Source organism: Cryobacterium sp. MP_M3, assembly GCF_015752155.1.
Classification (GTDB): Bacteria; Actinomycetota; Actinomycetes; order Actinomycetales; family Microbacteriaceae; genus Cryobacterium.
In genome coordinates this window covers 1-24617 of the sequence record NZ_JADOVI010000019.1, presented here as the reverse complement: position 1 = coordinate 24617, position 24617 = coordinate 1, and the positions used below count along the sequence as shown (strand labels likewise).

The window sequence follows — 24617 nt, the reverse complement described above, 5'->3', positions numbered from 1 at the left end:
GCCCCTCGCAGAGTTGAATCAGGTTACCGGATGTCGGGCGGCCCCGATGACCGGCGCCGGGGGCACGGTTCACACGGAGACTTCGACCTTGGAGGCCGAGCCGGCCTTGGCGCGCACGAGCAGCGCCTTCTTGTCACGCTTGCGCACATCGGGTTCGCGGGTGCGCAGCTGTGCGTAGAGGGGCGAGGCGATGAAGATGGTCGAGTAGGCCCCGGCGATGATCCCGATCAGGAGGGCGAGTGAGATGTCCCTCAGGGTTCCGGCTCCGAGCACGAACGCGCCGATGAAGAGGATGGAGCCGACCGGCAGCACGGCGACGATCGAGGTGTTGATCGACCGCACGAGCGTCTGGTTGACGGCGAGGTTCACCGACTCGGCGAAGGTGCGCCGTGATTCCGGCCCGTCCTCCCGCGTGTTCTCCCTGATCTTGTCGAACACCACGACCGTGTCGTAGAGGGAGTAGCCGAGGATGGTGAGGAAGCCGATGACGGCGGCCGGGGTGATCTCGAAACCGGTGATGCCGTAGAACCCGGAGGTGATGACCAGGTCGTGCAGCAGGGCGACCATGGCGGCCAGCGACATCTTCCAGGTGCGGAAGTACAGTGCCATGCCGATGGCGGCGAGCACGAGGAAGATGATGAGGCCGCGGAGGGCCTGGCCGGTGATGTCTGCGCCCCAGGACGGTCCGATGAAGGACGCCGTCACCTTGTCGGCCGGCACACCGTACGAGTCGGCGAGGGCGTTGCGCACCGAACGGGTCGCCTCGCTGCTGAGCTGGTCGGTCTGAACCCGGATGCCGGTGGTGCTGACGTTGGACACCTTGGGCACCGCGGAGGGCACGACGCTGTTCACGGCCTTGGCTGCGATCGCCTGGTCCTGCTTGGGCACATCCGACACCACGAATTCGGAACCGCCGGTGAACTCGATGCCGAAGACGAAACCGCCGCGGAGCTGGGGCACCACGAGGGCGATCAGGATCATCACCGCCGCGACCGTGTACCAGGTCTTGCGTCGTCCGACGATGTTGAACGAACGCTTGCCGGTGTGCAGGTCGTTGCCGAACTGGGAGAAGCTGGCCATTAGGAATCCTTCCCGTCGGTCGACCGATCCGTACTGGAACCGACGAGTTCTGCCGCCTTGCGCTCGGCGATGGTTTGACGCTTGGCTGCCTCGCGGCTGGCCGAGGCCAGCTTTCCGGACGGCAGCTGCGGGGAGGGAGCGAACTTGGCTCTGCCCCGGTAGGTGGCGCCGAGTGCTCGCGGGTCGAGCCCGGAGAACCGGTGGCCCTCGTTGAAGAACCGGGTCTGGGCGAGCAGCTGCAGCATCGGGTGGGTGAAGAGCATCACGACGGCAACGTCGACGATCGTCGTGAGGCCGAGGGTGAGGGCGAAGCCCTTCACGTTGCCGACGGCGACGATGAAGAGCACCCCGGCGGCGAGGAAGTTCACGGCATCCGACGCCAGCACGGTGCGGAGCGCGCGCTTCCAGCCGGCCTCGACCGAGGACTCGAGTCCGCGGCCGTCGCGCAGTTCGTCGCGCACCCGCTCGAAGTAGACGATGAACGAGTCGGCGGTGATGCCGATGGCGACGATCAACCCGGCGACACCGGCGAGCGAGAGACGGTAGCCCTCCCGCCAGGACAGGATCGTGATCAGCAGATAGGTGATCAGGGCCGCCACGGTCAGGGAGGCCACCGTGACCAGCCCGAGCAGCCGGTACTGCACGAGCGAGTACATCACGACGAGGATCAGGCCGATCAGGCCGGCGATCAGTCCGCTGCCGAGCTGGGTCGAGCCGAGGGTGGCCGAGATGGTGTCCTGGCTCTGCACGGTGAAGCTGATCGGCAGGGCGCCGAACTTGAGCTGGTCGGCGAGCGTCTTGGACGAGTTCTGGGTGAAGTTTCCGCTGATCTGCGCGTTGCCGTCGGTGATCACCGCCAGGGTGCGAGGAGCGGAGATGACCTTGCCGTCGAGAACGATGGCGAACTGGTTCTGCACACCCTTCAGCCCGCTGAGACGGGTGCTGACCGTGGCGAAGTCCTTGGTTCCGGTGCCGTCGAAGGCGATGTTCACGACCCATTCGCCGGTGGTGGCGCCGCTCTGGGTGGTCTTCTGGCCGTTGGTGGCGTTGGAGACGTTCTGGCCGCTGACCTCGACCGGGCCGAGGATGTACTTGACCGACCCGTCGGACTCGCAGGTGACGAGGGGTTCCTTGGCCGGCGCCACATTGGAGGTGTCGATCTTGCTGCAGTCGAACGCGTCGTACTGGGCCTGCAGGGCCGGCGTGACGTAGCTGAGGTCGCTGCCGTTGGTCGGGACCGCGGTGGGGGTGCTGGAGAGGTTCGGGTCGACCGTGGGCGACGGGGTCGCACTGGAGGTGGCGCCGCCGACGCTGGCCGCCGAGGGTGCCGCCGCAACGAGGACCGGGCGGAATTCGAGCTTCGCCGAGGATTCGATCCGGTTGATCGTCGCGTCATCCGGGATCCCGGGGATGGACACGACGATGTTCTGGCCGCCCTGGGTGTTGATCTCCGCTTCGGAGACACCGGCCGAGTCGATCCGCTGCCGGATGATCGACACGGCCTGGTTCAGCTGTTCCTGGGAGACGGACTGACCGGACTCGAGCTTCGGCGCGAGGATGATCTGCGTGCCGCCCTCGAGGTCGAGGGCCAGCTTGGGGGCCCAGGAACCGCCTCCGGCAAGGACGCCGGCGCTGTTGAGGGCGATGAGACCGACAATGATCACGCCCAGCCAGGTCAGGGAACGCCAGGCCTTCTTGACCGGAGTCGACTTTGCCACCTTGAAACTCAGCTTTCTAATCACATGCCCGCGCCGATGGCGCGGGCATGGGAGAGGGGTTGGTTACGCGTCGCCCTTTTTGGGTTCTTCGTCGGATTCTGCATCGGTGACGCGCTGGCCGAACTCGGGTTCGCCCATGACGATCGCGTCGTCCTTGTTCAGCTGCGCGGTCGGGGCAGGCTCGACCTCCGACTCGGTCTCGGCCACGGTGGGCTCGACGACGCGCGCGATGGTCTGGCGGTGCAGGTGCACGACGGTGCCCGGGGCGATCTCGAGGGCGACCTTGTTGGCTTCCTCATCGATTGACAGGATGGTGCCGTACATGCCGAAATTGGTCATGACCTCGGCGCCTGCCACCATCTGGGACTGCAGTGCCGCCTGGTCCTTCTGGCGCTTGCGGCCATTGCGGAACATGAAGAAGACAAGCACGGCCAGAACGGCGAGCATGACAAGAGTCAACGGATCCATAAAACTGTGAAACCTTCCGGTTGCGGCGCGGTGGCCGAAGCATTCGCGAGCGGCTCGTGACGAACCAACTCGAATTATAGGTCATCCAGGGTGAGGGCGACCGGAGGCGCGGCACCCTGCGGATCGACGAGACCGAAGTGCCGCCAGGCCGCCGGAGTGGCCACGCGCCCACGCGGGGTGCGCGTGAGGAAGCCTATCCGCACCAGGAACGGCTCGACGACCGCCTCGATGGTCTCCGACTCCTCGCCGACCGACACGGCCAGGGTGTTCAACCCGACCGGCCCACCCCCAAAACGGGTCAGGATGATCTGCATGACCTCGCGGTCGAGCCGGTCCAGCCCGATCGCGTCCACGTCGTAGAGTTCCAGCGCCGCATGCACGGCGGCCAGGTCGGCGTCTCCCCCGTGCACGAGGGCGTAGTCGCGCACCCGGCGCAGCAGGCGATTGGCGATCCGCGGGGTTCCGCGGCAGCGCCCGGCGATCTCCGCCAGGGCGTCCCGGCCGATCGGGAGGTCGAGCAGCGCGGCCGCGCGGCCGAGCACCTGTTCCAGTTCCGACTCCGCGTAGAACTCGAGGTGCGCGGTGAAGCCGAACCGGTCCCGGAGAGGGTTCGGCAGCAGGCCGGACCTCGTCGTGGCGCCGACCAGGGTGAACGGAGCAAGGTCGAGCGGGATGGATGTGGCGCCGGCTCCCTTGCCGACCATGATGTCGATCCGGAAGTCCTCCATCGCCAGGTAGAGCATCTCCTCGGCGGATCGTGCCATCCGGTGGATCTCGTCGATGAAGAGGACCTCGCCGGGCACGAGGGAGGACAGTACCGCGGCCAGGTCCCCGGCGTGCTGGATGGCCGGGCCGCTGGACATCCGCAGCGGCCGGTTGCCCTCGTAGGCGATGATCATGGCCAGGGTGGTCTTGCCCAGTCCGGGCGGACCGGCCAGCAGGATGTGGTCGGGCGTGCGGTTCTGCATGGTCGCGGCGGTGAGCAGCAGCTGCAACTGGCCGCGAACCTTGTGCTGGCCGACGAACTCGCCCAGGCTGCGGGGTCGCAGGGCACCCTCGAAGGCGAGTTCCGCCTCGCCCTCGAGCACCGGGTTGGTCACTTCGACGCCGGGGTCGCCGGCCAGGCCGGGGTTAGTGGTCATGAGCGACGCTCCGATGCCTGCTGGGCCGGGCCGAGGCGGGCCAGGACCAGGCGGAGCAGGCTGGCCACCCCCACCTGGTCAGGGTCGGCGGCTTCGGCGAGCGTCTCCTCGACCGCCTGCGCGGCCACCCGCTCCGACCAGCCCAGGCCGATCAGCGCGGCCTGCACGCCCGCCGCGGCGGTGCTGGCGACCGGGCGGCCGGGCGCGGAGGCCACGGTGGTGACGAAGAGCTTGCCGGCCAGGGACAGCACGATGAGCTTGGCGGTCTTCGGCCCGATGCCGCTGACCTTGCGGAAGACGCCGTCGTCGTCGGCTGCGACCGCCTGCGCGATCTGGTGGGGGGTGAGCACGGCCAGCACGCCGAGGGCGGACTTGGGGCCGACCCCGGTCACGCCGACGAGTAGTTCGAAGACCGAGAGTTCGTCGACCCCGGGAAAGCCGTAGAGGGTGAGGGAGTCTTCCCGCACGAAGAGGGTCGTGGCCAGGCGTGCCTCGGTGCCCGTGCGGAGCGAGAGCGCCGTGGTGGGGGTGACCTGGACGGCCAGGCCCACTCCCCCGACCTCGATCACGACCGTGGAACCCAGGGCGGAGAGGACGAGGCCACGTACGGAGGAGATCACCGCTTAAGACTACGGGGCACGGGCGACACCGAGCTTCGTTCGGCGGCGCGCCACGCCCGCTGGGCCGGGGTCAGGGTGCCGGACGGGACGCCGGCGGCGGTGGGCAGGGTTCCGCCGGAGATCCCGGTGCGCCAGGCATGGCAGATCGCGAGGGCGAGGGCGTCGGCGGCATCCGCGGGTTTGGGCACCTCGGTGAGGCCGAGCACGCGGGCGACCATGGCCCCGACCTGGGCCTTGTCGGCCGAGCCGTAGCCAGTGATCGCGGCCTTGACCTCGCTCGGGGTGTGCAGCGTCACCGGCAGGCCGCGCTGGGCCGCGAGCAGCAGGGCGACACCGCTGATCTGGGCGGTGCCCATCACGGTGCGCACGTTGTTCTGCGCGAACACCCGCTCGATCGCGACGAAGGCCGGCTTGTGCCGGTCGAGCATCTCCTCGAGTCCCCGGCTGATCAGCAGCAGCCTCTGTTCCAGCGGCAGCTCCGGGGCGCTCCGCAGCACGGTGACATCGACGAGGGTCGCGGTGCGGTTCCCCGCCACGTCGACGACGCCCACACCGCAGCGGGTGAGCCCGGGGTCGATGCCGAGCACCCGGACGCTCATCGGCCGCTACTCGTTTTCGGCTTCGAGCTCCGCCATGACCTCGGCCGACACGTCGTAGTTGCTGTAGATGTTCTGCACGTCGTCGAGTTCCTCGAGCGCGTCGATCAGCCGGAACACCTTGCGGGCGGTCTCGGCGTCGACCTCGACCTTGAGCTGCGGGATGAACGCGACGTCGGCGGAGTCATAGTCGATTCCCGCCGTCTGCAGCGCGGTGCGGGTGGCTACGAGATCGTGCACCTCGCTGAGGACCTCGAACTTGTCGCCCTCGTCGATGACCTCTTCCGCGCCGGCATCCAGGACCGCGGCGAGCACTTCGTCCTCGGTGACGTTGTTGCCCTTGGGGACGACGACGACGCCCTTGCGGTGGAAGTTGTAGGCGACGCTGCCAGGGTCGGCCATGTTGCCGCCGTTGCGGGTGACCGTGGTGCGCACCTCGGCCGCGGCGCGGTTCTTGTTGTCGGTGAGGCACTCGATCATGATGGCGACGCCGTGGGCGGCGTAACCCTCGTACATGATGGTGGAGTAGTCGACGGCCTCGCCGGTGAGTCCGCCGCCGCGCTTGACCGCGCGGTCGATGTTCTCATTGGGGACCGAGGTCTTCTTGGCCTTCTGGATCGCGTCGACCAGGGTCGGGTTGCCGGACAGGTCGATGCCGCCCATCCGCGCCGCGACCTCGATGTTCTTGATCAACTTGGCGAAGGCCTTGGCCCGACGAGAGTCGGTGACCGCCTTCTGGTGCTTCGTTGTCGCCCACTTGGAATGTCCGGACATGAATCTCCCGTTTGTCTCGCTTGGCTTCGGATCGGTGCCGACCTGCTGCCGCCGGCCGCAATGCCGCGTGGTCGTCGCACCGATGGGGTGCTGCTCATTCTAACCCGAGGCGCCCGGCGGGGCGCCGCTTCACCCGGCCGGTGGCGCGGCGAGCAGCTTGTCCAGGGTGCGCAGGTTGCGGGTCGTCGTCGTCGTCCGGTACCTGGCCTTGCCGGTGACCTTGCTGAACGGGCTCGTGATTCCGACGCTGCGGAGCACCTGCCAGTAGAGCACCCCGTCCCCGGGCGCCGCCTGTTCGATGGCCGGGTCCAGCCCGGACGCCGCCGTGGCGAGTTCGTCGAGCACGGCCGGCTCAGAGCCGAAGACCACGTACGGATGCCAGCCCTCCCGTCCGGGATCGAACGGGTAGTCCCGCACCACCCGGGCCAGGCTCCCGGTGTCGACGAGTACGATCCACGCGTCGTAGCCGAACCTGTCGCCGAGGGCGCGTTCGATCCGCGCCTTGATGGCCGGGGCATCCGTCTGGTCGGTGTCGAAGAGCACGTTGCCGCTCGCGAGGACGGTGCGCACGCCGGTGTGGCCGAGCTCCTCGAACGTGCCGCGGAGGTCGTTCATCGCGATCGTGATGCCGTTGACGTTGATGCCGCGCAGCAGCGCGACGAAGCCGGTCATGGGCGGAGCTCAGCCACGGAAGCCGACCCGTGCGACCGTGCCCAGGAAGTATTCGTGGAACCGGTGCTCGCCGGTGATCTCGGGGTGGAAGGAGGTGCCGAGCAGGTTCCCCTGTTCGACGGCGACGCAGCGCCCGTCGGCGAGGCTGGCCAGCGCCCTGGCCCTCGGCCCGACGGTCTCGACGACGGGCGCGCGGATGAAGACCGCGTGCACCGGGTCCGCGCCGAGGACGGGAACGTCGAGGTCGGTTTCGAACGACGCCGTCTGGGAGCCGAAGGCATTGCGGCGCACCGCGATGTCGAGCCCGCCGAGGCTCTCCTGGCCGCGGATGGCGTCGAGGACCGTGTCGGCGAGCATGATCAGGCCGGCGCAGGTGCCGTAGACGGGCAATCCCGCCTGAATCCCGGCGCGGAGCGGCTCGGCCAGGCCGAACGCGCGCGCCAGTTTGTCCATCACGCTGGACTCGCCACCCGGGATCACCAGGCCGCTGATGCGGTCCAGTTCCTCCGGGCGGCGAACGAGTTCGACCTCCGCGCCGAGCCCCCGGAGGAGCGCGGCATGCTCACGGAAGTCACCCTGAAGGGCGAGAACTCCAACGCTCACGAACTGCGGACTACCAGCCGCGCTCGGAGAGGCGGTGCGGTGCGGCCAGGTCGGACACGTTGATGCCCACCATGGCTTCGCCGAGGCCCCGCGAGACGGCGGCGATGACGCTGGGGTCGTCGTAGAACGTGACGGCCTTGACGATGGCGTTGGCGCGCGCCTGCGGGTTGCCCGACTTGAAGATGCCGGAGCCGACGAACACGCCGTCCGCGCCCATCTGCATCATCATGGCCGCGTCGGCCGGGGTGGCCACGCCGCCGGCGACGAACAGCACGACGGGGAGCTTGCCGGTGGAGGCGATCTCGGCGACGAGCTCGTACGGGGCCTGCAGTTCCTTGGCGGCGACGTACAGCTCGTCCTTGCTCAGCGACGAGAGGCGGGCGATCTCACCCTTGATGGTGCGGATGTGCTTCATCGCCTCGGAGACGTCGCCGGTGCCGGCTTCGCCCTTCGAGCGGATCATCGCGGCACCCTCGGTGATCCGGCGCAGCGCCTCACCCAGGTTGGTCGCACCGCAGACGAACGGAACCGTGAAGTTCCACTTGTCGATGTGGTTGACGTAGTCGGCCGGGCTCAGCACCTCTGACTCGTCGATGTAGTCGACGTTCAGGGCCTGCAGCACCTGGGCCTCGACGAAGTGGCCGATCCGGGCCTTCGCCATGACCGGGATGGAGACCTCGGCGATGATGCTGTCGATCAGGTCGGGGTCGCTCATCCGGGCGACACCACCCTGGGAACGGATGTCGGCCGGCACGCGCTCGAGGGCCATGACGGCGACGGCACCGGCATCCTCGGCGATCCGGGCCTGTTCGGCGTTGACGACGTCCATGATGACGCCGCCCTTCATCATGTCGGCGAGTCCGCGCTTGACGCGGCTCGAACCAAACTGCTCGGCGGAAGTGGTTTCAGTCATAGCCTTGATTCTATTCCTTGCATTTTGTGGGTTTCGCACGACGAAGTGCCGCGCGGAGCGTGAAGGTGAAGCTAGTTCTCGTCTTTCGGCCAGCCGTCGGCGACCTCGCGCCGCACCTCGCCGAGCAGCCGGGGAACGGCCTTCGTCCTGGCGATGATCGGGAAGAAGTTCGAGTCCAGGGCCCACCGCGGCACGATGTGCTGGTGCAGGTGTTCCGCGATGCCCGCACCCGCGACCCGGCCCTGGTTCATGCCGATGTTGAAGCCGTCACAGTGGGACACCTCGCTGAGCACGCGCATCGCCACCTGGGTCAGGCTACCGATTTCGGCGACCTCCTCGGGCGTCGCCTCGTCATACGTCGCAATGTGCCGGTACGGGCAGACGAGCAGGTGCCCGCTGTTGTACGGGAACAGGTTGAGCAGCACGTAGGCGTGCTTCCCGCGCGCCACGATCAGCGCCTTCTCGTCGGTCATCTCGGGGGCGCGGCAGAACGGGCAGTCGGATTCGTCCGGCTGCTGGCCGTCCTGGATGTAGACCAGGCGGTGCGGCGTCCACAGCCGTTGGAAGGCATCCGGTACCGCGGCGAAGTCGGACGAGTGCTCGATCCCCTCGAACCGGTCGTCCGCGGACTCCCCGGTGCCGGCCGTGCCGGTACCGACCTCGTCGTTCCCGGGGGCCATCTAGCTCTGCCCCTGGCCGGTGACCTGGGCGCGGGTCTCGATCGCGGCGACGATGCGGCTGATGGCATCCTCGATCGGAACGCCGTTGTCCTGGCTGCCGTCGCGGAAGCGGAAGCTGACCGCACCGTTGGCCTGGTCCTCCTCACCCACGATCAGCTGGAAGGGCACCTTTGCCTTGGTGTGGTTGCGGATCTTCTTCTGCATCCGGTCGTCGGAGTGGTCGACCTGGGCACGCACGCCTGCCGCCTTCAGCCGGCCGATGATCTCATCGAGGTAGGGCCCGTACTGCTCGGAGACGGGGATGCCGACGACCTGCACCGGGGACAGCCAGACCGGGAACGCCCCGGCGTAGTGCTCGGTGAGCACCGCGAAGAACCGCTCGATCGAGCCGAACAGGGCACGATGGATCATCACCGGGCGCTGGCGGGACCCGTCGGGCGCCGTGTATTCGAGGTCGAACCGCTCCGGCAGGTTGAAGTCCAGCTGGATGGTCGACATCTGCCAGGTGCGGCCGATCGCGTCCCGCGCCTGCACCGAGATCTTCGGACCGTAGAAGGCCGCTCCGCCCGGGTCGGAGACGAGTTCCAGCCCGGATGCCTCGGCGACCTCGGCGAGAGTCTGGGTGGCCTCTTCCCACGCTTCGTCGCTGCCCACGAACTTCTTCGGGTCCTTGGTGGAGAGTTCGAGGTAGTAGTCCTCGAGACCGTAGTCGGCAAGGAGTTTCAGCACGAAGTTCAGGGTGGAGGTGAGTTCCTCCTTCATCCCCTCCTTCGTGGTGTAGATGTGGGCGTCGTCCTGGGTCATCCCGCGCACCCGGGTGAGGCCGTGCACCACGCCGGACTTCTCGTAGCGGTAGACCGAGCCGAACTCGAACAGCCGCATCGGCAGGTCGCGGTAGCTGCGGCCGCTGGAGCGGAAGATGAGGTTGTGGAACGGGCAGTTCATCGGCTTGAGGTAGTAGTCGACGCCCTGGCGGGTCATGTGCCCGTCGGCATCGTATTCGGCGTCGAGTTTCATCGGCGGGAACATGCCGTCGGAGTACCAGTCGAGGTGCCCGGAAGTTTCGAACAGGTTCGACTTGGTGATGTGCGGCGTGTAGACGAAGTCGTACCCGGCCTCGGCGTGGCGCTTGCGGGAGTAGTTCTCCATCTCCTGGCGGATGATGCCGCCCTTGGGGTGGAAGACGGGAAGTCCGGAGCCGATCTCCTCCGGGAAGCTGAACAGGTCGAGTTCGGCGCCGAGTTTGCGGTGGTCGCGCTTGGCGGCCTCCTCCTGGCGGGCCTGGTAGGCGCGCAGCTCGTCCTTGGTGGGCCAGGCCGTGCCGTAGATCCGCTGCAGTTGCGGGTTCTTCTCCGAGCCGCGCCAGTAGGCGGCGGCCAGCCGGGTGAGCGAGTATCCGTTGCCGATCATGCGGGTATTGGGCAGGTGGGGACCGCGGCAGAGGTCCTTCCACATGGTCTCCCCCGTCTTCGGGTCGACGTTGTCGTAGATGGTCAGTTCGGCGCCCCCGACCTCGACGGACTCGTTGTCGGCTCCCAGCTCGGCACTAGCGTCGTCGCCGCTGGGTGACGCGCCCTTGAGCCCGATCAGTTCGAGCTTGTACGGCTCGGCGGCGAGCTCCGCCCTGGCCTCGTCGGCGGTGACGACCCGGCGCACGAACCGCTGGCCCTGGCGGATGATCCGGTCCATGGCCTTCTCGAGCGACTTGATGTCATCCGGGGTGAATGGTTCGGCGACGTCGAAGTCGTAGTAGAAGCCGTCGGTGACGGGCGGGCCGATGCCGAGCCGCGCGGCCGGGTTGACGGTCTGCACGGCCTGCGCGAGCACGTGTGCGGCCGAGTGCCGAAGGATGTTGAGGCCGTCGGGGGACGACAGGGTGACCGGCTCGACGGCATCCGTCGGCGTCACCGTCGCGGCGAGGTCCTTGAGCTCGCCGTTGACGCGCATTGCGACAACGGACCGGTCGGTGAAAAGCTCAAAGCCGTCAACCACGTGTGTAACTCCTCAGTTGTGTGCGAACCCCTCCAACTTTAGCGGCGCACGAGAAGCCTTCGTCCCCGCTATCCGGCCAGGACGGCGTCCCGGTCGGGTAGCGCGATCGTGGCGGCGCGCGGAAGCCGCCGGAACAGGTGCTCGATGGTTGCCGGCGGCGCCGCCAGGACCTTGATCAGGCCCGGCCGCTCCGCACCCGGCTTCGGGTCGAAGGCGATCGCCACAGCGTGGAGCACGGTGCCGGTGTCGATCAGTTCGGCCAGCCCCGCCGCGATCCGGGGGGCTGACCTGGCCGACCCTGCGTCCGCTGGACGAGTGCACGGACACGGCGCCGCCGGCAGCCGGATGCCCGGGCTCACGTACCAGGGAGACCATCGCTCCGGGCTGGATCAGGCCTTCGCGGGCGACGATGGTACGCGAATCGACGTTGCGCAGCCAGATCGTCCAGATCCCGAGGCCTCGCAGGTGCACATTGCTGATGCTCACGAGCAGGCCCGTCGTCGGCTCGGTCAGCCACAGCTCCCCGCCGTGCGGCTGCAGGTAGAGAGTGGGCAGTCCCCCGGCGTCGGCTACGAGCAGTCTCGCCCAGTCCTGCGGCGGGAGATAGCGACTGAGAGCGACCCCAGGGCGTGCGGTCGAGGACACTGCGGGCGCGGAGGCAGCCGACGGCGGAGTGAGAGCAGGCACTGCATCCGAGGCGCGGCGACGGGGAACGGCGGTCCCGGCCGACCGGCCGGCCACCCGGATGCCCCAGGTGCCCCAGATGGCGACGCCGATGATCACGGGCAGGGACAGTGCGACCAGCACGAACAGTTCCATCGATTAACCTCCACCTTGAGACTGGCGGACCTGCGCCGGCGCCGCCATCCCCAGTACGGCCACGCCGCGCCGGTGCGGCCGCACGACGCTGCCCCTCCAATTGGGCGGTGCGCCCGGTCGCGGGCCCTTGGGAGGATCAGAGCAGGCTAGGGAGCACAGTGAGCGATTTCGACCGGAAGATCGGGCGGCGGCCCGGAGGCACACCCGCCTGGCTTGTGGTGCACTCCGTCGTGTCCCGCGTGTCGATGGGGCCCCGGGGTGCCGCGAAGCGACGGCACCGAACCTACGAGCCCGTGCCCATCACGGAGATGGTCTTCTATCCGTTCGAGGGGCTGCAGGAGGTTGTCGGCGAATCCCATTACTACGCCGGCATTCACCGTGTCGTGTCGGCCTGGAAGGACTCGGGTGCCGCCGATGCCCCGATTCTGGCCATCCTGCGGCCCGAACCCGGCAACCCCGTCGACACCCATGCGGTGCGCGTCGATCTCCGGTTCGGTGATGTCACGGAGACCTGCGGGCACATCCCTGCCTATCTCGCGGCCGGCTGGGGCCAGGGGCTGCGGCCGCACCTGGAGGCCGGGCGCCAGCCGGTGGCCCACGCGTCCGTGTTCGGCGGCACGCTGGAGAAGCCCGATTACGGTGTCTGGCTCTCGACGGAGCGGGCGCTGCGGCGACCCCGGCTCCGTCCCTGACACCGCACACCGAGGTGCGCGATCACCTCCGGGCAAAGAAAAAACCCCCGGAAGGCCGGGGGTTTGTCTGTGGGCGATACTGGGATCGAACCAGTGACCTCTTCCGTGTCAGGGAAGCGCGCTACCGCTGCGCCAATCGCCCATATCTTGATATCAATCCTCAAGAATGGAGGTGGATACGGGATTCGAACCCGTGTATACGGCTTTGCAGGCCGCTGCCTCGCCTCTCGGCCAATCCACCACATAGGGTCCACACCAAAAAGAACCGACCTCTCGGCCGATTCAATTCGAGCGGATGACGAGATTCGAACTCGCGACCCTCACCTTGGCAAGGTGATGCGCTACCACTGCGCCACATCCGCAACTGCCGGCATTTCTGCTGACTTGAAGACTCTAGCCGATTCCGGCGGGGATCGGCGCACCCTGGGCTCGATCCGCGCGGCGGACCCGGAAAACGGTCCGTACCGGGATTCCGGGCAAAGAAAAAACCCCCGGAAGGCCGGGGGTTTGTCTGTGGGCGATACTGGGATCGAACCAGTGACCTCTTCCGTGTCAGGGAAGCGCGCTACCGCTGCGCCAATCGCCCATATCTTGATATCAATCCTCAAGAATGGAGGTGGATACGGGATTCGAACCCGTGTATACGGCTTTGCAGGCCGCTGCCTCGCCTCTCGGCCAATCCACCACATAGGGTCCACACCAAAAAGAACCGACCTCTCGGCCGATTCAATTCGAGCGGATGACGAGATTCGAACTCGCGACCCTCACCTTGGCAAGGTGATGCGCTACCACTGCGCCACATCCGCAACTGCGCGCATTTCTGCGCGCTTGAAGACTCTAGCCGATACTCCGGTGGATATTCAAACCGAGCCGGCCCGGCGTGTTGAGCCCCTCCCGATGTGCGCCGCATCCCTGCTCTGGGCTAGTATCAGAACTCGTGGTCGCAGCTCTGGCCACACAAGGGCGATTGGCGCAGTTGGTAGCGCGCTTCCTTCACACGGAAGAGGTCATCGGTTCGAGTCCGGTATCGCCCACACACTGAAAACCCCGGTCCTCCGGGGTTTTTTTGTGCCCCGACCAGCTGGGGCGCGGATCGTGCGAGACTGACGCGACGGAAGGAATCACCGGTGGACGACCCGCGCGCGAACATGGAGGGCAACGGCCTCCTCGGACTCGGCGCCCCCCGGGTCGACTGGTCGAAGACGCCGGGACGCGTTCCGGGGTTCTGGCTGTCACTGGCCGGGATCATCCTGGCCGTGCCCGTTCCCGCCGCCGGGCTCATCTTCGCGACCATCGGCGTCACGCTCTCCGGCAAGGCCGTCAGTGTCATCCCGGCCGGCGCGCGCGGCCGCCGGCTGGCCCTCGCCGCGATCATCCTGGCCCTGATCTCGATCCTCGTGGCCCTGGCCCGCATCTTCTCCTAGCCGCACCGGCGATTGCAGGAACACCGCCGCCGCGAGCAGCACCTCACTCGTCACGGCGATGCCCAGGTTGAGACCGAAGAGCATGATCGTGAACGGCGGAACGATCATCAAGGCGGTCGACACTCCGACGCGCCAGTCGCGCACCGCCACTGCGGTGTCGGCTGGAGACCCGGCCGGATGCTCGAAGCGGCCGAACAGGGCCGCGACGCCGACCAGGGCCCCGACGGCGACCAGGAGCACGAGGGGGCGGGTCAGCCACCAGCCGGCGCCTCCCGGGGCCGGCTCCGGCATGGGCAGAAGCAGCATCGCACCGACGATGAGCCCCAGAACGGGAAGGTGCCAGAGGTACACCGTCATCATCCGGGTGCCGATTCCGGCCACGACGCGCCGCACGAACGCACTCCGGGCCAGGCGGTCCAGCTGCGGGCGCAACGCCATCAGCGCTGAGAACTGGCCCACCGCCAGCACCGCCAAGGCAGTCGTCGGCGGATTGAGGTTGTCCAGCATGTTCGCCGGGTAGGGTCCGACGGTCGTCAGCAGACCGAGCAGGGCGTAGCTCGCCCCTGCGAGCGCGACGAGGAGTCGACGCCGTCGTCGGCCGAACCAGCCATCCGCAGCCCAGAGGCCCAGCTGCTGCACGAAAAGCCAGACGAAGGTCATATTGAGCAGACCGAGTTCCGGCGTGTGCGTCCCCAGCCGCAGGGCGTCGACACTCACCATCGCCCCGGCGAGGCAGATCAGCAGCCGAATCGGCGCGCGTGCGTGCAGCGTCGCCATGCCCGGCAGGAAGGCCTGGCAGAAGGTGTACGCGGCGAGGAACCACAGCGGCGAGACGACCCCGGTCGCGATCTCAGCGACGGTGTCCGGGCCCAGCCCGGCGAGGTGCATGGCGAGGATCGCCAGGGCCAGGAACGCGAACAGCGGCAGGGTCGGCCAGGCCAGGCGCAGCACCCGCGCACGGATGAAGACGGCCGCGGTTCCGCCCCGCGCCTCGACCCGGCGCCAGCTCAGCGCCCCGGCGAATCCTCCCACCACGAAGAACAAGGGCATCACCTGGGCCACCCAGGTCACGGGCGTGAACCAGGGCTGCAGGGTCAACGTGCGCTGGACCACCAGCCGGTGGTCACCGGCAACGGATGCGCCCAGCATCAGCAGGTGCCCGACGACCACGATGACGAGACCGGCGACACGAGTCAGGTCCATCACCGGATCTCGCGGCTCAGACCTGCCGGAGGCGACTGCCGCGGCTGGGCGGCGCGTTGCCTGTCGGCGCGTTGCCTGTCGGCGCGTTGCCTGTGCCAAACCCCACCTCCGTTTCGGCGGAGCTGCTGATGTGGCCCAGTGTGGCACCGAATGGCCCCGGCGTCGCGGCCACCGCCGTCCGGCGGGAGCTCCCCCCGCACCAACCGTTTTGGACGACCGTGGAGAACCTCTTACGGTTGAGGACGTTGAAGCTCCATTCCCGACGAGGCGCAACACCGGTGAATCACGACGGAAAGAGACCGACCATGACGCTGAACCCTCCCAGCACCGATGGTTCCGCCGCTCGTGCCGGTTTCCTCAGCCCGCAGCCGCCAGCCAACCCGTCGACTGCAGGGCCGGCCCAGCACGGGTGGCAGGGGCAGGTGGTGCGACTGACCCGCGGACTCATCCCCTGTGGCCCCGGTCGCGCTGAGCGCGTGCAACGCCGGGCGATCACCGGAGTCCAACGCGGCTTCGACGGACCGAGGACGATCGTGGTGCTCAATCCGAAGGGCGGAGCGAACAAGACGACCGCGACGTTGCTGATCGCCGCGACCATGGGCATGTACCGCGGCGGTTATACCCTCGCCTGGGACAACAACGAGTCGATGGGCAACCTCGGAGTGCGGATCATGACCGCCGGGCACACCAATACCGCCATGGATCTTCTGCGGGACCTCGGCCGTTTTGACAACGGGCATTCGATTCGGCTCGGTGACCTGGACAATTACGTTCACCCCCAGGGGGATGCCCAGTTCGACGCGCTGGCTTCCGATCTCGACCCGGCGGGGGTGTCCACCATCGACGGACCGGCATACCGTAGGCTCTTCGGCATTCTCAACCGGTTCTACCGGGTCCTGGTCGTCGACACGGGAAACAACATGCGCGCCTCCAACTGGGAGGCCGCAGTCGAAACGGCGGACCAGCTCGTCGTCGTCTCCACGATTCGCGAGGACACCGGCTACGGCGCGGCCGCACTCCTGGAGGGACTGCGCCAGAAGGGACACGCCGACAAGGTGGCCCAGGCCGTCACGATCCTCACCATGCCGGCCACGGCCGTCGACCCCGCGCTGTCGAGGCGGCTGCACGACCACTTCGGCCAGCTCACCCGGGCTGTCTGCGACGTGCCATACGACGCGGCCATCGTCACCGGTGGACCGCTGAACATCCACTCCCTCGCGCCGCAGACCCGCCGGGCCTGGCTGCACGCCACGGCGACGATCGCGGAAGGCCTCTGAGCCGTGGAGGCTCTTCTCGAGTTCTGGGGGCGCGTCTGCGCCCACCAGGACCCGCTCCCCGCCGCGACGGCGCTGCTCACCGTTCTCACGGCCGGCCTGTTCGTCCTCGTCCCGGCGTTGTGGCGGCGCGCACGACATCTGGTGACCATCGCGCACGAGGGCGGCCACGCCCTGGTGGCCACGCTGACCGGCCGCCGGCTGGGCGGCATCCGTCTGCACTCGGACACGTCGGGACTCACGGTCAGTCGCGGTCGGCCGCGCGGATTCGGCATGATCCTCACCCTGCTCGCCGGATACACCGCCCCGGCCCTGCTCGGCCTCGCGGCGGCCGCGATCCTGGGCGCCGGCTATGCCAGCGGGCTGCTCTGGCTGCTGCTCGCCGCGCTCGCCTTGATCCTCGTGCAGATCCGCAATTGGTTCGGGCTGTGGTCCGTGCTGGTCACCGGCGCCCTGATCCTCGCGCTCACCTGGTTCGGCACTCCCCTGGTCCAGGGAATCGGCGCTCTGCTGCTCACGACGTTCCTGCTGTTGGGCGCCGTGCGGACGGCCATCGAGCTGCAGGTGTCCCGGTCCCGTCGCGGCGGGCTCTCCTCGGATGCCGACCAGCTCGCCCGGCTCACCCACGTCCCGGGCCTCGTCTGGGCTGCGCTGTTCGTCCTGGTGGCGGTTCTGTGCGTCGGACTCGCGGCGAGCGTTCTCCGGATCAGCGCCTGACCGCACAGCGCCGGCGTCATTGACCGCACCGGTAGGGTCCCGGCTCCGTACCGGGCCGTCGGCGCCGCCGGCGGGCGACGCGCCTCAGCCGGCTCCACCGAACCAGGTGGTCACGCCCGGCGAGTAGAGCACGGAATCGGGCGGCCGGGCGGCCACGCCCGGGAATCCGGCCGCGTCGAGAAGGGTGTCCTCGAGCCGCACCAGTTCTGCCCGGTAGAGGGGCCACGGCTCATGGTGGTTGCGCAGGTGCACCGTTCGACCGCGCACCGTGCTGAAAAGCGCCCAGCGCGCGGTGAGGAAATCGGCCAGGGGGTCACCCACGACGGGCTGGTCCGTGCTGCGCGCCACGATGTCAGTGCGGGCGGACACCGCCAGGTGCCTGCGAGAGCTGTAGTGGAACTCCCCCGCCGCCGAGCGGGTGAGCGTGGTGCGAGACCAGCGGTACGGGATCCGGAACAGGGTCCGCGCGGCAATCACCGCTGCGAGCCTCGAGGCCTCCAGGGACACGAAGACCACTCCGCGATGGCCGTCGGCATCGACGGCGTAGAGGCGTACGTTGACTTCGACGAAACTGCCGAAGTACGGCACCGGCGGGCTTCCCCAGACCGTCGCCCGGTCGAGCACGAACGGGATCAGGCCGATCCAGCTGCTGCCGTCGAACTCATCCGGAACGAGCCCGGCGGGCAGGAGCGGGGCGACCTGCGCCGCCTCCACCCGCCAGTGCAGGAAGACCAGGTGCGACCACCGCTGGCTTGCCGAGGCGCGGCCCGCAAGCGGCGGCGCGATGGCCGAAATCGGTTGGGGTGCTGCAGCCGTCATAGCGGACCTTCCCGGCCATGGCCGTGTGACCTTGTGGCCGTTCCATTATCCGGCTATCCGTTGATCCGTGGGGCGACGAGGACGGCAAGCCGGCTCAGTCCCGCCTCGAGGTCACCGATGTCGGCGCCTGGCCCCTGCAGGGCGTTCAGTTGCACCCAGTTGCCGGCGTCGGCAGGGGGCCGCCAGAGTGGTGCCGGCGCGCCCGCACGCGTCACCTCCTGCGTCACGCGCGCCAGCAACGGCTGAACGCGCGCCGCGACGGCCGCGTCATCGGCATCCGCGTCGGCCATGATCCCTTCCATGACGACGTCGATCCACACGGTCCCGACGAGGATATTCGCCGTGCAGCTGGACTCCGTTCCTCGTCCGAAACAGACGACAGCGGCGGCATCCCCATAGGGGGCGCCCGCGCCGCTGATCACGTACTTGTAGATGGACGCGTAGCGGTCCCATTGGGCGACGGCATCAGGCAGGACGAGCACGGTCACACCGCGATAGCCCGGTGCTGTGCCACCGGGCTGGGGCACGACACCGTTGCCGGCGCTGCAGGCCGTGCCGCCACGCTGCGCGACCGAGTAGGCGGCCGGCGTCGCGTATCCGGGATTGGCGGTGAACTCGACCGGGGACAGCCCTGTTGCCACCCCCGCGAGACGAGGGCGTCCGGGAGCAGGCCGGCGCAGCTCAGTCCGAGACGGGATTACGGTTCGGCGGCTGTCGTCGGCGGTGCGGCGGATTTGCGGCTCGCGCCGCCCTGGCCGTCTCGGCTTAGGAGACCGGAGAGGCCAGGGCGTCGTCGACGACGGCCTGCTCAGCAGCCGGGAGGGCCGGCGCCCGGGTGGGGGCCGGCGTGGACAGCGACGTGTGCGCGGTCGCCGCGGCCGCTCCGGCCGCGACGCCGCCCACGAGGTTGCCGAGCAGTTCCCGGATGCCGAGTCCCATGGTCGACTTCAGCACCCCGTCGACCTCGGTGAAGCCCGCGGCGACGTTCTTCGTCAGCTGGCTGGCGCCATCCGTGGAGATGACCGTGAGGTTGTCGATGTTCGACATCGGTGCGGCCAGCTCGCGGGCTATCTCGGGCAGCATCTCAACCATCCGCAGCTGGATCAGCGCCTCCGACTGCTGGGCCACCGCCTCGGCGGACAGCCGGGTGGCGGTCGCCTCGGCGGTGCCGCGGGCGAGGATGGCGTCGGCGTTGGCCTGGCCCTCCGCCCGGATGGCTTCGGCGATCGACTTGCGGCTGTCCCGGTCGGCGTTCGCCGCGGTCACGGCCGCGTCGGCGGCCGCCACCGCGGTGACCCGGATGCGGTAGGCCTCGGCATCCGCGACGGCGTTCACCTCGGATTCCAGCTCGGCCTTGCGCAGGCTCGCCCGGCGCTGGGCGGTGAGTTCCTGCTCCTGCACGATCGCCTGCTGGGTCTTGGCCTCTGCGAGCGGCCGGGCGCCGGCAGCCTCCGCCGCGGCCTTGTCGGTGTCGAGCTGCAGGGCTGCGCGGCGCAGGGCGAGTGTGTTCTGGGCGACGGCGATGGCCTGCTCGGCGGCGATCGCCGCCTCCTGGGCCTCCCGGTTGGCCTGGTGCTCGGCGACCTCAGCCTGGCGGCGCACCTTGGCCTGCTCGGCACGGCCCATGTCCTTGATGTAGTCGTTGGCGTCGCTGATGCCCTTGATCTCGAAGGAGTCGACGTCCAGGCCCTGGTTCGCCAGCGATTCGCGGGCGGTGGCGAGCACCGAGGCGCCGAGCTCATCGCGCTTCTGGATGATCGTCATCACGTCGGTCGCGCCGATCGAGGAGCGCAGGGAGCCCGACAGCACCTCGAGTGCGAAGTTGTCGATGTTCTTGTCCTGGCCGAGGAAACGCTGGGCGGCCGCGCGGATGGCATCCGGGTCGTCGCCGACCTTGACGATGGCGACGGCTTCGACCGTGAGGGTGATGCCCATCTTGTCCTGGGCGATGGCCGTGATCTCGATGGCACGGCTGCGGAGGCTGATCTTGAAGGCCTTCTGGAAGAACGGGGTGATGAACACGCCCTGGCCGTGCACGACCCGCTGCCCGGACTGCTCGAGGGTGGCACCGTCGACGATGGTCTTCTTCGACTTCTTGCCGGTGATGATGAGCGCCTCGTCCGGGCCGGCGTTCTTGTAGATCGACCGGGCGTAGAGCAGCACGATCAGGAAGGCGAGGACCGCCAGCACGATGAGCCCGGGAATGGGACTGAGCAGGAAATCAAACATTGGTTCCTTTCGGTGTCCGCCCTGGCGGCGGCAACGCTGATCACCGGCTGTGAGGCCGGCGACAGGACCCCCCGCACGGCGTGCATCCGCGTCCTGTGCACCCCACGTTATCGGGAGGCCAGCCTCCCCGCTCCCGGCGTCGGCGCCGCGGGTGAAAAAATAATCCCCGACACGGTTTCGTTGAACGAAACCGTGACGGGGAATCTCGCGATGTTCGGGTGCACCGCCAGCAGGTCGAGTTTCCCGCGGGAACGAGAGCGCGGCAAGGGGCTGGACAATGACCGCAGTCGGGACTAATGAGGTCCTGGCCCACGGAGAGGGGCGGAGCCCGGTCGAAACCGGACTCCGCCCCACGAGTACCAAGCTGCAGCGGGTCAGACCGCGTCGAGCGCGTAGCCCTCTTCGCCGTGAACGATGGTGTCCACTCCGGCGACCTCGTCTTCGTTGTTGATCCGGAATCCGATCGTCTTCTGGATGACCCAGCCGATGGCGTAGGCCATGACGAACGAGAAGATTGCGATTCCAAAGGCGGCCAGCGCCTGCACGCCGAGCTGCTTCAGGCTGCCCGTGTCGAGGAGGCCGATGCCGGAACCGAAGATGCCGATGAACAGGGTCCCGATCATGCCGCCGATGAGGTGGATGCCCACCACGTCGAGGGAGTCGTCGAAGCCCCACTTGAACTTGAGGTCGATGGCGACAGCGCAGACCGCGCCGACCAGCACGCCGAGTACGATCGCCCAGCCGGGGGTGAGGATGTTACAGGCCGGGGTCACGGCGACCAGGCCGGCGACGGCACCGGACGCGGCACCGATCGACGTGGGCTTGCCGTCCTTGATCTTCTCGACGATCAGCCAGCCGAGGATTCCGGCGGCGGGGGCGGCGAGCGTGTTCACCCAGGCGAGGGCGGCGATTCCGTCGACGGCGGCTTCCGAGCCGGCGTTGAAGCCGAACCAGCCGAACCAGAGGAGAGCGGCACCCAGCAGCGTCAGCGGAACGTTGTGCGGCTTGGAGATCCCCTTCTTGAAGCCGACGCGCTTGCCGAGGACCAGCGCGAGGGCCAGTCCGGCGGCACCGGCGTTGATGTGCACCGCGGTGCCACCGGCGAAGTCGTTGACCCCGAGTGCGGCCGGAGCCCAGCCGTCGGTGAGGTTGAAGACCCAGTAGGCGACCGGGAAGTAGACCAGCGTCGACCAGACGGCGGCGAAGATCAGCCAGGCGCCGAATTTCGCCCGGTCGGCGATCGCGCCGGAGATCAGGGCGACGGTGATGATGGCGAAGGTCGCCTGGAAGCCGGCGAAGGCGAGACCGTTGAGGTCCGGCGCCAGGGCACCGTCCTTGCCTGCGCCGAGCAGCCCGCTCAGGCCGAACAGCGACGACGGGTTGCCCAGGAAGCCGGGGATGAGCGCGGGCCCGAACGCCAGTCCGTACCCGTAGAGCACCCAGAGCACGCCGACGACGCCCATGGCGCCGAAGCTCATCATCATCATGCTGATGACGCTCTTGGCCTTGACCATTCCGCCGTAGAAGAACGCGACTCCGGGCGTCATCAGCAGCACTAGGGCCGCGGCGACGAGCAGCCACAAGGAATTGAGGTTCAGGGTTAGTTCGTCCGTTGTGGCGTTCGCCAGGACTGACAGTTCAACCATGGGGATGGTCACCTCTCTCTAACTAAGGATCGCCGTCGACGTGCACAGGGTGAGCAGTTGATCGTGTCTCGGCGGGTACAAGTGTTAGTTTGGAACTGCCACGTTTCGGCGAATGCGCGCGGATGTTTCGGCCGCGTTACGCGGTCGGCGAACGTGTTAACATCGCGTTTCAGACCCGCCCCGGCGGCCGGAGACGGGCCGAGGCTCCGATCAGTCGTGCGGCGGGAGCTCCCCCGTGGTCAGCGCCACCAGGCGCGACTGGGAACGCTGGTACTTCTTGCGGTACCCGCCGGACAGCATCTCCTCGTCGAAGATCTCGTTCAACGGCTGGCCGCTGGCGATGATCGGGATCTCCGCGTCGTAGACCCGGTCGATGAAGGCCACCAGGCGCAGGGCATCCGTCTGATCGGTCAGCAGGTAGGCGTCGGTGAGCGCGATCACATCGATGCCGTTGATGATCTTGATGTACTTCGACGGGTGCACCGTGCTCAGGTGCCGGATCACGGCGCCGAAATCGTCGAAGGTGACGGTCGAGCCCCGCTCCACGAGGGCGCCGACCAGGTGCTCGAGCACCTCCGCGGCCACGGCGATCGCGTGGCCCTCGATGTCCCGCCGGCGGTAGTCGAGGCCGTCGATCCGCACGATCTCGAAGTTCGCCGACATCGCCTGGATCTCCCGGAGGAAGTCGATCGCCGCGAAACGGCCCTCGCCCAGGGAATTCGGCGGGGTGTTCGAGGTGGCGGCGACGCGAGTCCCCGAGGCGACGAGTTCCGCGAGCAACCGGGTCATCAGCATCGTGTCGCCCGGGTCGTCCAGCTCGAATTCGTCGATGCAGATCAGGCGGGCACCCGAGAGCTGCTTGACCGTAGCCGCGTAGCCGAGGGCGCCGACCAGCGCCGTGTACTCGATGAAGGTGCCGAAGTACTTGGGTCCGGGAGCCGCGTGCCAGAGCGCGGCGAGGAGGTGCGTCTTGCCCACTCCGAAGCCGCCGTCGAGGTAGATGCCGGGTAGTTCCGGTTTGGGCTTGCGGGTGCGGGAGAAGAACCCGCTCGGACGCTGGGGCAGCCACGCGCCGGCGAAGGCGTTCAGCCGCTCGACGGCCTCCAACTGCGACGGGAAGTCGAGGTCCGGCCGGTAGGAGTCGAAGGAGGCGTGCTCGAACTGGGGCGGCGGCACCAGCTCTGCGACGATTTCGGCTCCGGTGATGCTGGGGGAACGATCGGTCAGCCGAGGCTGACGGCGAGGCGCCTCTGGAGCCATGGTGGAACACCCGCGTTTCTGTGTCGATTGGTGGGGACACGCCCCCGGGTCATCTCGTGACCGGTCGGATGCGTTCGCCGCCCACACCGCGTAGATTCGAAGAGCGGGCGCTGACCAGCCTAAACCGCAGCCAAATCAATCCTGTGTCGTTCCGACGCTCCCCGGAGGTAATTCCCATGTCCGTCGCCCTCGATCCGGCCCCCAAGTTCGCCGCCTACGCCCATCCCGAGCGCCTTGTGTCCACCGAGTGGCTGCAGGCGCACCTCGGCGAACCCGGCCTCGTCGTGGTGGAGTCCGATGAGGACGTGCTGCTCTACGAGACCGGGCACATCCCCGGCGCGGTCAAGATCGACTGGCACACCGAACTCAACGACCCGGTGGAACGCGACTTCGTGGACAGCGAGGCGTTCGCCGCAGTGCTCGGGTCCAAGGGGATCGCCCGGGACACGACGGTAGTCATCTACGGCGACAAGAACAACTGGTGGGCCGCGTACGCGCTGTGGGTGTTCACCCTCTTCGGGCACGCCGATGTGCGCCTGGTCGACGGCGGCCGCGACAAGTGGATCGCAGAGGGACGGGAGACCACGACCGCCGCCACCCCGGTGGCACCTGTCGTCTACCCGGTCGTCCCCCGCAATGATGCACCGATCCGCGCCTTCAAGGATGATGTGCTCGCCCACTTCGGAAATCCGTTGATCGACGTGCGGTCCCCGGAGGAGTACACCGGGGAGCGCACGCACATGCCGGCCTACCCGGAGGAGGGCGCCCTCCGCGGCGGCCACATCCCGTCGGCGGCGTCGGTGCCGTGGGCCCGTGCCGCCGCACCGGATGCGACCTTCCGCACCCGCGACGAACTCGACGCCATCTACCGCGGAGAGGCAGGCCTCTCCGACGGCGACACGGTGATCGCCTATTGCCGGATCGGGGAACGCTCCAGCCACACCTGGTTCGTGCTCACCCACCTGCTCGGCTTCGAGGGCGTGCGCAACTACGACGGTTCCTGGACCGAATGGGGCAACGCCGTGCACGTGCCGATCGCGCTCGGCACGGAGCCGGGCGTCGCCCCGCTCCCCCGCTGACCGCCTGCCACCGCTTGACCACGGCTCATCTGCCGGGCGCCGTCCTTCAGCGGCGCGTGGCAGACTACTCCCGATGACTTCCACCGAATTGCCCGCGAAACTGGGCTCTCCTGACGCTTCCGTGGGTTAGTCTCGGCCGGGAAGCACGGGTTTGTGCCCGCCGAGGCTGAGCATCGCGAGGGCGATGAGGGCGTCGG

General features: G+C 68.2%; 23 protein-coding genes and 7 tRNA genes. 5 read left to right on the top strand and 25 right to left on the bottom strand.

Annotated features, from left to right (window positions below):
* Positions 1 to 69 precede the first annotated feature (69 nt).
* From secF to IWX89_RS16310, 13 genes are all read right to left on the bottom strand, one after another.
* Positions 70 to 1080, bottom strand: a complete 1011-nt coding sequence (secF, locus tag IWX89_RS16370; protein ID WP_196904603.1) for a protein translocase subunit SecF — start codon at positions 1078 to 1080, stop codon at positions 70 to 72.
* A complete protein-coding gene (secD, locus tag IWX89_RS16365; RefSeq protein WP_196904602.1) occupies positions 1080 to 2798 on the bottom strand; it encodes a protein translocase subunit SecD in 1719 nt (572 codons plus the stop codon). Before secD ends, secF begins: the two co-directional genes overlap by 1 nt.
* A gap of 63 nt (positions 2799 to 2861) precedes the next feature.
* Positions 2862 to 3266 carry a preprotein translocase subunit YajC gene (yajC, locus tag IWX89_RS16360; RefSeq protein ID WP_196904601.1) on the bottom strand — a complete coding sequence of 135 codons (405 nt, stop codon included), beginning with the start codon at positions 3264 to 3266 and terminating at the stop codon, positions 2862 to 2864.
* 74 nt (positions 3267 to 3340) lie between these two features.
* On the bottom strand, positions 3341 to 4408 hold the full coding sequence (gene ruvB, locus IWX89_RS16355; protein ID WP_196904600.1) for a Holliday junction branch migration DNA helicase RuvB: 1068 nt from the start codon (positions 4406 to 4408) through the stop codon (positions 3341 to 3343).
* A complete protein-coding gene (gene ruvA, locus IWX89_RS16350; protein ID WP_196904599.1) occupies positions 4405 to 5028 on the bottom strand; it encodes a Holliday junction branch migration protein RuvA in 624 nt (207 codons plus the stop codon). Before ruvA ends, ruvB begins: the two co-directional genes overlap by 4 nt.
* Complete coding sequence (gene ruvC, locus IWX89_RS16345) at positions 5025 to 5627, bottom strand: crossover junction endodeoxyribonuclease RuvC (protein ID WP_196904598.1); 603 nt, start codon at positions 5625 to 5627, stop codon at positions 5025 to 5027. Before ruvC ends, ruvA begins: the two co-directional genes overlap by 4 nt.
* A 6-nt stretch (positions 5628 to 5633) precedes the next feature.
* Complete coding sequence (locus tag IWX89_RS16340) at positions 5634 to 6398, bottom strand: YebC/PmpR family DNA-binding transcriptional regulator (RefSeq protein ID WP_196904597.1); 765 nt, start codon at positions 6396 to 6398, stop codon at positions 5634 to 5636.
* A gap of 129 nt (positions 6399 to 6527) precedes the next feature.
* Positions 6528 to 7070 carry a DUF1697 domain-containing protein gene (locus IWX89_RS16335; RefSeq protein ID WP_196904596.1) on the bottom strand — a complete coding sequence of 181 codons (543 nt, stop codon included), beginning with the start codon at positions 7068 to 7070 and terminating at the stop codon, positions 6528 to 6530.
* Between the two features lie 9 nt (positions 7071 to 7079).
* Positions 7080 to 7673 carry a pyridoxal 5'-phosphate synthase glutaminase subunit PdxT gene (gene pdxT, locus IWX89_RS16330; protein ID WP_196904595.1) on the bottom strand — a complete coding sequence of 198 codons (594 nt, stop codon included), beginning with the start codon at positions 7671 to 7673 and terminating at the stop codon, positions 7080 to 7082.
* Between the two features lie 10 nt (positions 7674 to 7683).
* On the bottom strand, positions 7684 to 8586 hold the full coding sequence (gene pdxS, locus IWX89_RS16325) for a pyridoxal 5'-phosphate synthase lyase subunit PdxS (protein ID WP_134509284.1): 903 nt from the start codon (positions 8584 to 8586) through the stop codon (positions 7684 to 7686).
* 71 nt (positions 8587 to 8657) lie between these two features.
* Positions 8658 to 9266 carry an HIT domain-containing protein gene (locus IWX89_RS16320; protein WP_196904594.1) on the bottom strand — a complete coding sequence of 203 codons (609 nt, stop codon included), beginning with the start codon at positions 9264 to 9266 and terminating at the stop codon, positions 8658 to 8660.
* Positions 9267 to 11213 (bottom strand): threonine--tRNA ligase, encoded by a 1947-nt coding sequence (thrS, locus tag IWX89_RS16315; protein ID WP_231383417.1) that lies wholly within the window; start codon positions 11211 to 11213, stop codon positions 9267 to 9269.
* A gap of 113 nt (positions 11214 to 11326) precedes the next feature.
* Positions 11327 to 11617, bottom strand: a complete 291-nt coding sequence (locus tag IWX89_RS16310; RefSeq protein ID WP_196904592.1) for a hypothetical protein — start codon at positions 11615 to 11617, stop codon at positions 11327 to 11329.
* Positions 11618 to 12235: 618 nt separating this feature from the next.
* Between IWX89_RS16310 and IWX89_RS16305 the strand changes: the two genes are divergently transcribed.
* Positions 12236 to 12769 (top strand): hypothetical protein, encoded by a 534-nt coding sequence (locus IWX89_RS16305; protein WP_196904591.1) that lies wholly within the window; start codon positions 12236 to 12238, stop codon positions 12767 to 12769.
* A gap of 70 nt (positions 12770 to 12839) precedes the next feature.
* Here the strand turns inward: IWX89_RS16305 and IWX89_RS16300 are convergent.
* The 6 genes from IWX89_RS16300 to IWX89_RS16275 all read right to left on the bottom strand — a co-directional run bounded on the left by IWX89_RS16300 (position 12840) and on the right by IWX89_RS16275 (position 13575).
* Positions 12840 to 12911, bottom strand: a tRNA-Val gene (locus IWX89_RS16300).
* Positions 12912 to 12936: 25 nt separating this feature from the next.
* Positions 12937 to 13010, bottom strand: a tRNA-Cys gene (locus IWX89_RS16295).
* A gap of 49 nt (positions 13011 to 13059) precedes the next feature.
* Positions 13060 to 13131: transfer RNA gene (locus IWX89_RS16290), tRNA-Gly, on the bottom strand.
* A 152-nt stretch (positions 13132 to 13283) separates the two neighbouring features.
* A tRNA-Val gene (locus tag IWX89_RS16285) sits at positions 13284 to 13355 on the bottom strand.
* Between the two features lie 25 nt (positions 13356 to 13380).
* Positions 13381 to 13454, bottom strand: a tRNA-Cys gene (locus tag IWX89_RS16280).
* A 49-nt stretch (positions 13455 to 13503) separates the two neighbouring features.
* A tRNA-Gly gene (locus tag IWX89_RS16275) sits at positions 13504 to 13575 on the bottom strand.
* Positions 13576 to 13730: 155 nt separating this feature from the next.
* Here IWX89_RS16275 and IWX89_RS16270 point away from each other — a divergent pair.
* A tRNA-Val gene (locus IWX89_RS16270) sits at positions 13731 to 13803 on the top strand.
* 198 nt (positions 13804 to 14001) lie between these two features.
* Here the strand turns inward: IWX89_RS16270 and IWX89_RS16265 are convergent.
* Positions 14002 to 15396 carry an acyltransferase gene (locus IWX89_RS16265; protein ID WP_196904590.1) on the bottom strand — a complete coding sequence of 465 codons (1395 nt, stop codon included), beginning with the start codon at positions 15394 to 15396 and terminating at the stop codon, positions 14002 to 14004.
* 305 nt (positions 15397 to 15701) lie between these two features.
* Here IWX89_RS16265 and IWX89_RS16260 point away from each other — a divergent pair, with 305 nt between their 5' ends.
* On the top strand, positions 15702 to 16673 hold the full coding sequence (locus tag IWX89_RS16260; RefSeq protein ID WP_196904589.1) for a hypothetical protein: 972 nt from the start codon (positions 15702 to 15704) through the stop codon (positions 16671 to 16673).
* A gap of 3 nt (positions 16674 to 16676) precedes the next feature.
* Positions 16677 to 17387 carry a M50 family metallopeptidase gene (locus IWX89_RS16255; protein WP_196904588.1) on the top strand — a complete coding sequence of 237 codons (711 nt, stop codon included), beginning with the start codon at positions 16677 to 16679 and terminating at the stop codon, positions 17385 to 17387.
* 84 nt (positions 17388 to 17471) lie between these two features.
* Here IWX89_RS16255 and IWX89_RS16250 read toward each other — a convergent pair whose 3' ends face one another.
* The 5 genes from IWX89_RS16250 to zapE all read right to left on the bottom strand — a co-directional run bounded on the left by IWX89_RS16250 (position 17472) and on the right by zapE (position 23341).
* Positions 17472 to 18206 carry a YqjF family protein gene (locus tag IWX89_RS16250; protein ID WP_196904587.1) on the bottom strand — a complete coding sequence of 245 codons (735 nt, stop codon included), beginning with the start codon at positions 18204 to 18206 and terminating at the stop codon, positions 17472 to 17474.
* A gap of 53 nt (positions 18207 to 18259) precedes the next feature.
* The gene (locus IWX89_RS16245) at positions 18260 to 18847 is read right to left on the bottom strand and encodes a hypothetical protein (RefSeq protein WP_196904586.1); all 588 of its coding nucleotides are present in this window, start codon (positions 18845 to 18847) and stop codon (positions 18260 to 18262) included.
* Positions 18848 to 18971: 124 nt separating this feature from the next.
* The gene (locus IWX89_RS16240) at positions 18972 to 20435 is read right to left on the bottom strand and encodes a flotillin family protein (protein ID WP_196904585.1); all 1464 of its coding nucleotides are present in this window, start codon (positions 20433 to 20435) and stop codon (positions 18972 to 18974) included.
* Positions 20436 to 20809: 374 nt separating this feature from the next.
* A complete protein-coding gene (locus tag IWX89_RS16235) occupies positions 20810 to 22081 on the bottom strand; it encodes an ammonium transporter (protein ID WP_196904584.1) in 1272 nt (423 codons plus the stop codon).
* Between the two features lie 210 nt (positions 22082 to 22291).
* Positions 22292 to 23341 (bottom strand): cell division protein ZapE, encoded by a 1050-nt coding sequence (gene zapE / locus IWX89_RS16230; protein WP_196904583.1) that lies wholly within the window; start codon positions 23339 to 23341, stop codon positions 22292 to 22294.
* Positions 23342 to 23517: 176 nt separating this feature from the next.
* Between zapE and IWX89_RS16225 the strand changes: the two genes are divergently transcribed.
* On the top strand, positions 23518 to 24420 hold the full coding sequence (locus IWX89_RS16225; RefSeq protein ID WP_196904582.1) for a sulfurtransferase: 903 nt from the start codon (positions 23518 to 23520) through the stop codon (positions 24418 to 24420).
* Positions 24421 to 24617: the final 197 nt, after the last annotated feature.